At 63.5% G+C, this 12,218-nt stretch carries 10 protein-coding genes and 1 tRNA gene; 9 read left to right on the top strand and 2 right to left on the bottom strand.

Going from position 1 to position 12,218, the window contains the following annotated elements:
• Positions 1–1,221 carry a pyridoxal phosphate-dependent aminotransferase gene (locus NNX35_RS02135; protein WP_255866839.1) on the bottom strand — a complete coding sequence of 407 codons (1,221 nt, stop codon included), beginning with the start codon at positions 1,219–1,221 and terminating at the stop codon, positions 1–3.
• Between the two features lie 273 nt (positions 1,222–1,494).
• Here NNX35_RS02135 and NNX35_RS02130 point away from each other — a divergent pair.
• The 8 genes from NNX35_RS02130 to rplL all read left to right on the top strand — a co-directional run bounded on the left by NNX35_RS02130 (position 1,495) and on the right by rplL (position 6,734).
• Positions 1,495–1,567: transfer RNA gene (locus tag NNX35_RS02130), tRNA-Trp, on the top strand.
• Between the two features lie 84 nt (positions 1,568–1,651).
• Positions 1,652–1,933 (top strand): preprotein translocase subunit SecE, encoded by a 282-nt coding sequence (gene secE, locus NNX35_RS02125; RefSeq protein WP_227918785.1) that lies wholly within the window; start codon positions 1,652–1,654, stop codon positions 1,931–1,933.
• Between the two features lie 98 nt (positions 1,934–2,031).
• Positions 2,032–2,805, top strand: coding sequence for a transcription termination/antitermination protein NusG (gene nusG, locus NNX35_RS02120; protein ID WP_230021194.1), 774 nt, complete (start codon positions 2,032–2,034; stop codon positions 2,803–2,805).
• 129 nt (positions 2,806–2,934) lie between these two features.
• Positions 2,935–3,366 carry a 50S ribosomal protein L11 gene (rplK, locus tag NNX35_RS02115; RefSeq protein WP_227918781.1) on the top strand — a complete coding sequence of 144 codons (432 nt, stop codon included), beginning with the start codon at positions 2,935–2,937 and terminating at the stop codon, positions 3,364–3,366.
• Positions 3,367–3,479: 113 nt separating this feature from the next.
• Positions 3,480–4,187: a 50S ribosomal protein L1 gene (gene rplA, locus NNX35_RS02110; RefSeq protein WP_227918778.1), complete on the top strand. Its 708-nt coding sequence runs from the start codon at positions 3,480–3,482 to the stop codon at positions 4,185–4,187.
• A 133-nt stretch (positions 4,188–4,320) separates the two neighbouring features.
• Entirely contained in the window at positions 4,321–5,400 is a 1,080-nt protein-coding gene (locus NNX35_RS02105; protein ID WP_255866838.1) for a GNAT family N-acetyltransferase, read from the top strand.
• 328 nt (positions 5,401–5,728) lie between these two features.
• Entirely contained in the window at positions 5,729–6,298 is a 570-nt protein-coding gene (gene rplJ / locus NNX35_RS02100; protein ID WP_227918774.1) for a 50S ribosomal protein L10, read from the top strand.
• A gap of 61 nt (positions 6,299–6,359) precedes the next feature.
• Positions 6,360–6,734 carry a 50S ribosomal protein L7/L12 gene (gene rplL / locus NNX35_RS02095; RefSeq protein ID WP_227918771.1) on the top strand — a complete coding sequence of 125 codons (375 nt, stop codon included), beginning with the start codon at positions 6,360–6,362 and terminating at the stop codon, positions 6,732–6,734.
• Between the two features lie 113 nt (positions 6,735–6,847).
• Here the strand turns inward: rplL and NNX35_RS02090 are convergent, their stop codons facing one another.
• Positions 6,848–8,083 carry an acetyl-CoA C-acetyltransferase gene (locus NNX35_RS02090; RefSeq protein ID WP_255866837.1) on the bottom strand — a complete coding sequence of 412 codons (1,236 nt, stop codon included), beginning with the start codon at positions 8,081–8,083 and terminating at the stop codon, positions 6,848–6,850.
• A gap of 498 nt (positions 8,084–8,581) precedes the next feature.
• On the opposite strand from NNX35_RS02090, the gene rpoB reads away from it, so the two are divergent.
• Positions 8,582–12,082 (top strand): DNA-directed RNA polymerase subunit beta, encoded by a 3,501-nt coding sequence (gene rpoB / locus NNX35_RS02085; RefSeq protein ID WP_255764896.1) that lies wholly within the window; start codon positions 8,582–8,584, stop codon positions 12,080–12,082.
• The last annotated feature ends 136 nt before the right edge of the window (positions 12,083–12,218 follow it).

Below are 12,218 nucleotides of genomic sequence, written 5' to 3'. Positions count from 1 at the left end.
CTACCGGCCCTTGCCGAGGAAGTCCTGCAGGCGCTCCATCCCGGTGGCGAGGTCTTCGTCGCCCAGGGCGTAGGAGAGGCGGAGGTAGCCCGAGGGGCCGAACGCTTCACCGGGAACCACGGCAACTTCGACGGTGTCGAGGATCAGTGCCGCCAGCTCGGCGGACGTCTGCGGCCGGACCGGGCCTTCCTTGCCCGGGAACTCGCGCCCAAGCAGGCCGCGGACGTCTGCATAGGCGTAGAACGCGCCTTCGGGCATGGGGCATTCGACGCCGTCGATGGCGTTGAGGGCCGACACCATGGCGCGGCGGCGGCGGTCGAAGGCCTGCTTCATTTCATCCACGGCCGTCAGGGGTCCGGACACGGCGGCCAGGGCGGCCATCTGCGACACGTTGGACACGTTGGAGGACAGGTGGGACTGCAGGTTGGTGGCGGCCTTGATGACGTCAGCGGCCGCGATCATCCAGCCGACCCGCCAGCCGGTCATGGCGTAGGTCTTGGCTACGCCGTTCAGCACCACGACCTTGTCGCCCAGCTCCGGGGCCGCGGTGGCGATCGAGGTGAAGGGGACGCCGTCGTAGGTCAGGTGCTCGTAGATTTCATCCGTGATGACCCACAGTCCGTGTTCTGCCGCCCAGCGGCCGATTTCGGCGACCTGTTCCGGAGGATATACGGCGCCGGTGGGGTTGGACGGGGAAACGAAGAGCAGGACCTTGGTGGCCCCGGTGCGGGCTGCCTCAAGCTGCTCGACGCTCACCAGGTAGCCCTGCTCCGGGCCGGCGAAAACCTCTACCGGGACACCGCCGGCGAGCCGGATGGCTTCCGGGTACGTGGTCCAGTACGGGGTGGGAACCAGGACTTCGTCGCCCGGGTTCAGCAGCGTAGCGAAGGATTCGTAGACGGCCTGCTTGCCGCCGTTGGTGACCAGGACGTGGGCGGGGTCAACGGCGTAGCCGGAGTCCCGCAGGGTCTTGGCAGCAATCGCCTTCTTGAGCTCAGGGAGCCCGCCGGCGGGGGAGTAGCGGTGGAAACGCGGCTGGCGGGCGGCGTCGACGGCGGCGTCGACGATGTAGCCCGGGGTGGGGAAGTCCGGTTCGCCCGCGCCGAAACCAATCACCGGGCGCCCGGCGGCCTTTAATGCCTTGGCCTTGGCATCCACTGCGAGGGTTGCGGACTCGGCAATGGAAGCGATGCGCTCTGAAATACGGCCGGTGGAAGACATGGGATTCCCGTCTGGTGTGTGGCGGCGGCTAACGTTTGCCGCGTCGGTCCTGCCGGACGACGGCGGCGTTCCCCAGTTTAGGCGCTTGGAATCCCGGCTGCAGGTCGGCACGGCACGGGGCGGAGAAGCCCCGGTTCGACGGGACGGAAAAGTTTGCGTAGACTGGTTCTTCGGTGGTTGAGCACACCACGCTGCTTTGTGCCTTTCGGTCGGGGAAATAGTCTTCCGTTCGTTACGGCTACAATGGTGGCGGTAGGGTGAGTTTTCCTCCATAGGGTAGTGGCGCAATTGGTAGCGCAGCGGTCTCCAAAACCGCAGGTTGCAGGTTCGAGTCCTGTCTGCCCTGCGCAGAACTGTCATTTCCGGCAGCTCAGCAGTCCTTCATGGAATGAGCAGTCCCAGCGCTTGCTGCGATTGTGAACCGACACAGATGAGTGAGGCGAAGGTGACCGAGACAGCTGCCAGCAGCTCCAAGGGACACCCCTCCAGCGGGCCCAAGAAGCGCGGGTTCTTCGCCGGTATCGCTCTCTTCCTGCGCCAGGTGATTGCCGAGCTGAAAAAGGTGGTCACCCCCACCCGCAAGGAACTGCTGAGGTACACGCTCGTTGTCCTCGCGTTCGTGATGGTGATGATGCTTATCGTTACGGCTCTCGACTTTGCCTTTGGCAGGGGCGCACTGTGGATCTTCGGCTCGGGCGGCGGCGAAAGCTAGCCAGAGACCTAAGGTTCCCCCCCCGTTGGGCGTGGAACCGGAGACCATGAGCTAGTGACAAACCCGATAGTGCTCTGAAGAAGAAAGCAGGAATCTACGTGTCCGAGCAAGAACTCGAATCACAGATCAATGACAACGCTGATCTGGATACCGAGGATCAGATGACCGCAGCCGACGTCGACGAGGCGCCCGCTGCTGTTGATGCTTCGGCAGACGAAGAAAACGCAGCCGAAGAGGCTGCCGATTCCGCAGAAGACGCTGAGCCCGAGGAAGATCCGGCTGTTGCCTTCAAGGCAAAGCTGCGCCGCCAGGAGGGTGACTGGTACGTCATCCACTCCTACGCCGGCTATGAAAACCGCGTGAAGTCCAACCTTGAGACCCGCATCCAGACCCTGGACATGGAAGAGGACATCTTCGAAATCCAGGTCCCGATGGAAGAAGTCGTCGAGATCAAGAACACCACGCGGAAGATCGTCAACCGCGTCCGCATTCCCGGTTACGTCCTGGTGCGCATGAACCTCACCGACGAGTCCTGGGGCGTTGTCCGGCACACCCCCGGCGTCACCGGCTTCGTGGGCAATGCCCACAACCCGACTCCTCTGAGCCTGTCCGAGGTGTACTCGATGCTCGAGCACACGATCGTCTCCCCGAAGACCGAGGCCGGCAAGCCTGCACAGCAGCAGTCCTCCAACATTGCCGTTGACTTCGAGGTCGGCGAGCCCGTAACGGTCAACGAAGGCCCGTTCGAGACGCTCCAGGCCACCATCTCGGAGATCAAGCCCGAGTCCCAGCAGCTGGTGGTCCTCGTGACCATCTTCGAGCGCGAGACACCTGTGACCCTCGGCTTCGGCCAGGTCACCAAGCTCCAGTAGCTTTCAGATTTCGCTGTCCGCAGGTCCGCTTTAACCTGCAGGCAGCGTCCGGCCGCCAAGCCATGGCGGCCACCGCCCCGGACGGACGCTCCTGTCCTTCGGGAACATAATTTAGAGAAGGACCCTTTCATGGCCCCCAAGAAAAAGGTCACCGGCCTCATCAAGCTGCAGATCAACGCAGGTGCCGCCAACCCGGCTCCTCCGATTGGTCCGGCACTTGGCCAGCACGGTGTCAACATCATGGAATTCTGCAAGGCGTACAACGCTGCAACGGAATCCCAGCGCGGCAACGTTATCCCGGTGGAAATCACCGTCTACGAAGACCGTTCCTTCACCTTCATCACGAAGACTCCTCCGGCTGCACAGCTGATCAAGAAGGCTGCCGGTGTCGCCAAGGGTTCCGCAACCCCGCACACCACCAAGGTTGCCAACCTGACCCAGGCACAGGTCGAAGAGATCGCCACCATGAAGATGGAAGACCTCAACGCCAACGATGTCCAGGCAGCTGCCAAGATCATCGCCGGCACCGCCCGTTCGATGGGCATCACGGTACAGGGCTAAGTCCCCGTACTCGTTTCACATTCACATAACTGCCGCCGCCCCTGACGGGCGACGGCGCGTGGCAGGGCCCGGCGCGGTCCGACAGACCACAACTGCACAAGGAGAAAAAGCAGATGGCAAAGCGCAGCAAAGCATATGAAGCAGCTGCAGCCAAGATCGATGCGGACAAGCTGTACGCACCGGTCGAGGCTGTAGAGCTGGCGAAGGACACCAATCCTTCCAAGTTCGACGCAACCGTTGAGGTGGCTTTCCGCCTGGGCGTTGACCCCCGTAAGGCTGACCAGATGGTCCGCGGCACGGTCAACCTGCCCCACGGCACCGGCAAGACGGCCCGCGTCCTCGTTTTCGCGACCGGCGAGAAGGCTGAAGCAGCAATCGCTGCCGGCGCCGACTTCGTTGGTTCCGACGACATGATCGAAAAGGTTGCAGCAGGCTGGACCGACTTCGACGCCGCAGTGGCTACCCCGGACATGATGGGCAAGGTCGGCCGCCTGGGCCGCGTGCTCGGCCCGCGTAACCTCATGCCGAACCCGAAGACCGGTACGGTTACCCCGAACGTGGCCAAGGCCGTCACGGACATCAAGGGTGGCAAGATCGACTTCCGCGTCGACAAGCACTCCAACCTGCACTTCATCATCGGCAAGGTGTCCTTCGACGCCCAGAAGCTGGCTGAGAACTACGCAGCAGCTCTGGAAGAGGTCCTTCGCCTCAAGCCGTCGGCAGCCAAGGGCCGCTACATCTCCAAGGCGACCGTGTCCACCACGTTCGGCCCGAGCATCAGCGTTGACCCCAACGTCACCAAGGTTCTCGCCGACGCATAGTCAGCAGTAGTACCCGGGGATTTTCCCTAAAAGAGCGGCCGCAGCCTTTGCTGCGGCCGCTCTTTTGTGTCCGGCCGGTGTGCATCCCGATTCGGTTTTGGAGCCCGGGGCCGCGTGCGGCAGGATGTGTGCCATGACACAGCCGCCCGTTTCCATCGAACCGATTGCCGTCCCGCCCGCCCTGGACGCACCCGGCGCGGCGGACTTCATTACCGTTGCTGAACTGCTGAATGCCCAGCTTCGCGAGTTCTGGGGCAATGACGACTTTTACGGGCCGCCGCAGGCGCAGCTTGCCGGACGGCGCAGTACTCCCTCGCGCCGGCGGGAGATTCTGGCCGCCCGGGCCGGTGCCGACATCGTGGGTGTAGCCCTGGTCAACCTGCCGCTTACGGACAACCTCCACAGTGGAACGGTCAACGTTGTGGTGGCGCCTTCCGCCCGACGCCGCGGCGTCGGAACGCAGCTCTACGCCGCGGCGGAGCAACTGGCCGCGGCGGACAACCGGCGCATGCTCATGGCGGAGACGGACCATTTGCTCTCCGATGAGACGGGACCGATCGCCGGTACGGCGTCGCTGGTCCCGCAGGACGCCGCCGCCTTGTTCGCTTCCGCGTTGGGCTTCTCGCTGGAACTGGTGGACCGCGTCAGCCGGCTGGAGCTGGGAAGCCCTGCAGATGATGAAGCCGTGCTGGAACAGGCGCGCGCCGCAGCCGGAGCGGACTACGAACTCGTCTTCTGGAGCGGGGCGTGCCCCGCGGACCTGGTGGATGCCTACGCGCTCCTGCGGCAGAAAATGAGCATCGATGCGCCGATGGGGGGACTGGAGCTGGCGGAGGAAGCCTGGAACGAAGCACGGGTGCGGGAGTCCGAAGCGCAGGCCCGCGACATGGACGCGGAAGTCCTGGTCAGTGCCGCACGGAAGGTCGCGACGGGTGAGCTTGCCGGGCATACCGTCCTGGAAATCTTCCGCAACAACCCTGCCGTGGTTTACCAGGATGACACCCTGGTGCTGGAGGGCCACCGGGGGAACCGGCTGGGCATGCTGCTGAAAGCCGCGAACCTGGTCCGGCTCCGGGAGGCGGTGCCCGAAGCACGCCGGGTCTACACCTGGAACGCCGAGGAGAACCGGTACATGCTCTCCATTAATGAGCGGCTTGGCTTCCGGCCCATCGGCTACTCCGGGGAATGGCAAAAGGGGCTGTCCGCCGAGTGACATCCGGGCGCCGGCCGCGTGCGGCATCCGCCTGAAGCTGCCGCCGGCCCCGGGATTTGTTCCCCGCCCCGATCTCCCGTACTCTGGAACTACCAAAGACCGTCGGTCGATGTGCATTCAATCCCACCGTAAGGCTGAACCTTCAGCCCGCCACTGTGGAACCCGGTTGGACAAACATCCGAAAGTCCCTTGATAGGGCGGCCTGCGCAGGTGAACGAACTGCACTCCGGAACAACGTGTCCGTAGAGTGAAGCCCCGTGCATCTGCCCGGGGCGTTTTTTATGTTCGGGACCCGATCCACCGGCACTATTTCCCCGGAAGGAGGGTTATGGCAACGCCAACAAAGGTGTCAGCAGTCGAGGAAATCACCACCGATTTCAAGGAATCGACCGCTGCTGTCCTAACCGAATACCGCGGGCTCACCGTTGCACAGCTCAAGGAGCTGCGTCGTTCGCTCGGCCAGGACACCAAGTACTCGGTCGTAAAGAACACCCTGACTGGCATTGCAGCCAAGGAAGCCGGCATCGACGCGTTCGAAGGCCAGCTTGCCGGACCTACTGCAATTGCCTTCATCAAGGGTGACGCAGTTGCAGCTGCAAAGAGCCTGACGGATTTTGCCAAGACCAACCCGCAGCTCATCATCAAGACCGGTGTCTTCGAGGGCAATGCCCTGGATGCCTCCGGTGTAGCCGCACTGGCTGCCCTTGAGTCCCGTGAGTTCCAGCTTGCACGCGTCGCCGGTGTCCTCAAGGCACCGATGTCCATGCTCGCCCGCACGGCTGATGCACTGCGCATGAAGCTTGAAGAGGAAAGCGGCGCCCCCGCTGCCTCCGCTGCAGAAGAGGCTCCGGCCGCTGCAGAAGAAGCTCCGGCAGCAGAAGCAGCCACCGAAGAGTAATTCCTCTTCTCCATCAATCTCCGGTGCCTGCGTGCACCAACTATAGGAAGGACGCCACACCATGGCGAAGCTCACCAACGAAGAGCTCATTGAAGCTTTCAAGGAACTGTCCATCATCGAGCTCTCCGATTTCGTGAAGCTCTTCGAGGAGACGTTCGACGTCACCGCTGCTGCTGTCGCAGTTGCCGGCCCCGCTGCCGGTGCCGCTGAAGCCGCTGAAGAGAAGACCGAATTCGACGTCATCCTCGAAGCTGCCGGCGACAAGAAGATCGCAGTGATCAAGGAAGTTCGCTCCCTGACCTCGCTGGGTCTGAAGGAAGCCAAGGACCTGGTTGACAGCGCTCCGAAGGCCGTCCTCGAAGGCGCCAACAAGGAAGCCGCTGACAAGGCCAAGGAAGCTCTCGAAGCTGCCGGCGCCACCGTCACCGTCAAGTAGTTTTTACTGCCTCACCGCGTAAAAACGCTTAGCAGAAGGCCCCGTTCCGAAAGGAACGGGGCCTTCTGTGTTTATTTAGGGGCGGTCACTCCGGGGTGGTCACTCCGGGGCGGTTACGCTTCTTCGCGGTAAAGCAGCAGCGCCTCACCCTGCCCGCCGCCGCCGCAGAGCGCGACGCCGGCCCGGCCGGATCCGCGCCGGGCAAGCTCATGTGCTGCCGTGAGGGCCAGCCGGGCGCCCGAGGCCCCGATCGGATGCCCGAGCGCGATCGCTCCGCCGTGCAGGTTGCACTGTTCCAGGTCCATCCCCAGTTCGTTGAGGGACTGGACCGCCACGGCGCCGAAGGCCTCGTTGATCTCGATGAAGTCCAGGTCCGAGGTGCTCCAGCCGGCCCGGCCGAGCGCGGCGAAGAGGGCGTTGGAGGGCTGGGAATGCAGCGTGTTGCCCGGTCCCGCGACCTGGCCGGGAAGCCCGACGGCGGCGAGGACAGTCAATCCGTTGGCTTCGGCGTAGTCCCGGGTCGTGATGACCAGGGCTGCCGCGCCGTCGGACAGGGGAGAGGAGTTGCCTGCCGTGATGGTTCCTTCGGAATCGAACGCCGGACGAAGGCCGGCCAGCGTATCCACGGTGGTGTTGGGCCGCACGCCCTCGTCCGAGGTAAGGACCAGGGGCTCTCCGCGGCGCTGCGGCACCGTCACGGGAACGATTTCCGCGTCGAAGACCCCCGACGCCATGGCGGCTGCCGCGCGCTGGTGCGAGGCAGCTGCTACCTCGTCCTGTTCCAGGCGCTTGATCGCCAGCTTTGTATTGCCCCGCTCAGTGGAAATGCCCATGGAATCGTTGTCGAAGGCATCAGTGAGGCCGTCGTGGGCCACCGAATCCAGTGCGGAGATGTTGCCGTAGTTCCAGCCCTGCCGGGAACCGGGAAGCAGGTGCGGTCCGCGGGTCATGGATTCCTGGCCGCCGGCCACCACCACGGTGGCCTCGCCGCCGCGGATCAGCCGGGCGGCATCAATCACCGCAGCCAGGCCGGACAGGCAGACCTTGTTGACGGTGACTGCCGGGACGTCCCAGCCGATGCCGGCCTTGATGGAGGCCTGGCGGGCGGGGTTCTGCCCGCAGCCGGCCTGCACCACATGCCCCATGATGACCGAGTCGACATCCGCGGCATCGACGCCGGCTTTGTCCAGCGCGCCCTTGATGGCAAACGCGCCGAGCTCGACGGCCGTGAAGGCGGACAGCTGGCCGTTCAGGCGGCCCTGGGGCGTACGTGCGCCCCCGACAATAACCACTTCGGGAACGGCGGTGCCCTCGCGGGCTGCGGAGGTGCTTGTGGGTGCGTTAGTCACTCGTGCATCGCTTTCGTCGGTGTGTTCGTCATTGAAGACAGGGATAAGGCTACGCCACCCCGGCGCGCCGGGGGGAGAGCGCCGTCACAGGGGTCCGCGGCACTGCACACCATGCGGGCACGCATAAAACCGCCGTTGTGCGGTAAGGTATCTGTATCCGATGCGTGAACGGTGCGCCGGTGCAGCCTGTAGCTCCCCCTCGATTCCGGGATTAGACAGCCCGGAATTCGATCCCCGGAACATCCTTTCGGAGGGGTTGAGCGAAGCAGGGGTCAGATACCGGCTAGACTTGTCTGCCCATAATGCCCTATAGTGGATATTTGCTTCCTCCTGTTAACCTTCAGCCTTCATATAGCGGTGGGCTTCGTTCCGTGCCGGGCAGTATCCGCAACCTGTGGATAGGCCCCATGCCGGACAATGGGACGCACACGGACTCGGTCCGCATCGTGCAGGGGAGGAGGCGTGAAACACGCCTGAAGGTCTGTGGAAGGATCCCTCTTGGTCGCCTCGAGCACCTCTAATAACGAAACCGCTACTAATCCGGAGAACGCAGCTTCCCGGATTTCATTCGCAAAGATTCACGAACCGCTTGACGTTCCCAATCTTCTTGCCCTGCAGACGGACAGCTTTGACTGGCTCGTCGGCAACGAGCGCTGGAAGGCGCGCGTTGAAAAGGCGCGGGAGACCGGCGAACAGGGTATTGCCACCACTTCCGGCCTGGCTGACATCTTCGAGGAAATCTCCCCGATTGAAGACTTCCAGGGCACCATGTCCCTGAGCTTCTCGGAGCCGGAGTTTGCCGACCCGAAGTACACCATGGCGGAGTGCAAGGACCGGGACGCTACGTACTCGGCCCCGTTGTACGTTAAAGCCGAATTCATGAACAACAACACGGGTGAAATCAAGCAGCAGACCGTGTTCATGGGCGACTTCCCCCTCATGACCGACAAGGGAACGTTCGTCATCAACGGCACCGAGCGTGTTGTTGTTTCCCAGCTGGTCCGTTCCCCGGGCGCATACTTCGAGCGCACCGCGGACAAGACCAGCGACAAGGACATCTACACCGCGAAGATCATTCCTTCCCGCGGTGCGTGGTTTGAACTTGAGATCGACAAGCGTGACCAGGTGGGCGTCCGCCTGGACCGCAAGCGCAAGCAGTCCGTCACCGTGCTGCTGAAGGCACTCGGCTGGACCGAAGGCCAGATCCTCGAGACCTTCGGCGAGTACGACTCCATCCGGGCCACCCTGGAAAAGGACCCCACGGAAACCCGCGAAGATGCCCTGCTGGACATCTACCGCAAGCTCCGTCCGGGCGAGCCGCCCACGGTCGAGGCTGCCCAGACCCTGCTGGACAACCTGTACTTCAACCCGAAGCGCTACGATCTGGCCAAGGTTGGCCGCTACAAGATCAACCGCAAGCTGGGCATCGACAAGCCGCTGACGGATTCCGATGCTTCGGTTCTGAACAATGACGACATCGTCGCCATGATCAAGTTCCTCGTTGCACTGCACGCCGGCGAGAAGACGGTTCCGGGCAAGCGCAACGGCGAGGACGTCGACATCCGCGTTGAGGTCGACGACATCGACCACTTCGGCAACCGCCGCATCCGCGCCGTCGGCGAACTGATCGAAAACCAGATCCGCACGGGCCTGTCCCGTATGGAGCGCGTAGTACGCGAACGGATGACCACCCAGGACGTCGAGGCCATCACGCCGCAGACCCTGATCAACATCCGTCCCGTTGTTGCTGCGATCAAGGAGTTCTTCGGAACCTCCCAGCTCTCGCAGTTCATGGACCAGAACAACCCGCTGGCCGGCCTGACGCACAAGCGCCGCCTGTCCGCGCTGGGCCCGGGCGGTCTGTCCCGTGACCGCGCAGGCATGGAAGTCCGAGATGTGCACCCGTCCCACTACGGACGTATGTGCCCCATCGAAACCCCTGAAGGTCCGAACATCGGCCTGATCGGTTCGCTGGCTTCCTACGGCCGCATCAACGCCTTCGGCTTCATCGAAACCCCGTACCGCAAGGTCGAGGAAGGCGTAGTCACCGACAAGGTCGACTACCTGACCGCCGATGACGAAGTTGAGCGCACCATTGCCCAGGCAAACGCTCCGCTGCGCGCCGACCAGCACTTCGCCGAGGACCTCGTCCTCGTCCGTGCCCGCGGCGGCTCCGGCGAGCCCGTCCTCGTTGAGCCCAACGAGGTCGAGTACATGGACGTCTCCCCGCGCCAGATGGTGTCGGTGGCTACGGCCCTGATTCCGTTCCTCGAGCATGACGATGCCAACCGCGCCCTCATGGGTGCGAACATGCAGCGCCAGGCTGTGCCGCTGCTCCGTTCCGAGCGTCCCGTCGTGGGCACCGGCATGGAGAAGTACACCGCCGTTGACGCCGGCGACTCCGTGACCGCCAAGAAGCCCGGTGTTGTCACCGAGGTTTCCGCTGACCTCGTCACCGTCATGAACGACGACGGCACCGAGACCAGCTACCCGATCATGAAGTTCGAGCGCTCCAACCAGGGCAACGCCTACAACCAGCGCGTGCTGGTCTCCGAAGGCGCCCGCGTTGAGGTCAACAGCATCATCGCCGACGGTCCCGCAACGGACCAGGGTGAACTGGCCCTTGGTAAGAACCTGCTCGTGGCATTCATGTCATGGGAAGGCCACAACTACGAAGATGCCATCATCCTGTCCCAGCGCATGGTCTCCGACGATGTCCTGACCTCAATCCACATTGAGGAGCACGAGGTTGACGCCCGCGACACCAAGCTTGGTGCCGAGGAAATCACCCGCGACATCCCCAACGTCTCCGAAGAGGTGCTCTCGCAGCTCGACGAGCGCGGCATCATCCACATCGGTGCCGAGGTTGAGGCCGGCGACATCCTGGTTGGCCGCGTCACCCCGAAGGGCGAAACGGAACTGACCCCGGAGGAGCGCCTGCTGCGCGCCATCTTCGGCGAGAAGAGCCGCGAAGTCCGCGACACGTCCCTGAAGGTGCCCCACGGCGAGTCCGGCACCGTCATCGGCGTCCGCATCTTCGATCGTGACAACGACGACGAGCTGCCCCCGGGCGTCAACCAGCTGGTCCGCGTCTACGTCGCCCACAAGCGCAAGATCACCGACGGTGACAAGCTGGCCGGCCGCCACGGCAACAAGGGCGTCATCTCCAAGATCCTCCCGATCGAAGACATGCCGTTCATGGAAGACGGAACCCCCGTCGACATCATCCTGAACCCGCTGGGCGTTCCGGGCCGAATGAACGTCGGACAGGTCCTGGAAATCCACCTGGGCTGGGCTGCCAAGCAGGGCTGGAAGATCGAAGGCGAGCCGGACTGGGTCAAGGACCTGCCGAACCTGCCGCGCGAAACCGGCCCCACCACTGTCGCCACCCCGGTGTTCGACGGTGCCAGCGAGGACGAGATCATCAACCTGCTCGACTCCACCAACGTGACCCGTGACGGCAACCGCCTGATCGGTGCATCGGGCAAGGCCCGGATGTACGACGGCCGCTCCGGCCAGCCGTTCCCGGACCCGATCTCGGTCGGCTACATGTACATCCTGAAGCTGCACCACCTGGTGGACGACAAGATCCACGCACGCTCCACCGGTCCGTACTCCATGATCACGCAGCAGCCGCTGGGTGGTAAGGCACAGTTCGGCGGACAGCGCTTCGGTGAAATGGAAGTCTGGGCCCTGGAAGCGTACGGCGCCGCCTACACGCTGCAGGAACTGCTCACGATCAAGTCCGATGACATTCATGGCCGCGTGAAGGTCTACGAAGCCATCGTCAAGGGCGAGAACATCCCGGAGCCCGGTGTTCCGGAATCGTTCAAGGTCCTGATCAAGGAAATGCAGTCGCTCTGCCTGAATGTGGAAGTCCTCTCCACCGAAGGCAACACGATTGAAATGCGTGACTCGGATGAAGAAGTCTTCCGGGCCGCGGAGGAACTGGGTATCGATCTGTCCCGTGCAGAGCCCAGCTCCGTCGAAGAGGTTTAGCTGGTAGATCCGTCCTGGCCGGCGCCAGGACGGTCCGGAACGGCGGCAACGAAATTCCGCGGCTCGCAGAGCTCGCAGCGGAATATTGAAGCCGCCTAACCCGGACCGGCAGGCGCCGGCCCTGATGGTCACCTTC

It is taken from the genome of Arthrobacter sp. zg-Y844, from assembly GCF_024385465.1.
GTDB lineage: Bacteria > Actinomycetota > Actinomycetes > Actinomycetales > Micrococcaceae > Arthrobacter_B.
The sequence above is the reverse complement of the archived record's forward strand: the minus strand, read 5'-3'. Positions and strand labels throughout refer to the sequence as shown.

Bases quoted from the DNA above. Each gene is read 5' to 3' on its own strand.
- NNX35_RS02135 (WP_255866839.1), bottom strand. From the start codon at position 1,221: ATGTCTTCCACCGGCCGTATTTCAGAGCGCATCGCTTCCATTGCCGAG.
- secE (WP_227918785.1), top strand. From the start codon at position 1,652: ATGAGTGAGGCGAAGGTGACCGAGACAGCTGCCAGCAGCTCCAAGGGA.
- rplJ (WP_227918774.1), top strand. From the start codon at position 5,729: ATGGCAACGCCAACAAAGGTGTCAGCAGTCGAGGAAATCACCACCGAT.
- rplK (WP_227918781.1), top strand. From the start codon at position 2,935: ATGGCCCCCAAGAAAAAGGTCACCGGCCTCATCAAGCTGCAGATCAAC.
- rplL (WP_227918771.1), top strand. From the start codon at position 6,360: ATGGCGAAGCTCACCAACGAAGAGCTCATTGAAGCTTTCAAGGAACTG.
- rplA (WP_227918778.1), top strand. From the start codon at position 3,480: ATGGCAAAGCGCAGCAAAGCATATGAAGCAGCTGCAGCCAAGATCGAT.
- NNX35_RS02105 (WP_255866838.1), top strand. From the start codon at position 4,321: ATGACACAGCCGCCCGTTTCCATCGAACCGATTGCCGTCCCGCCCGCC.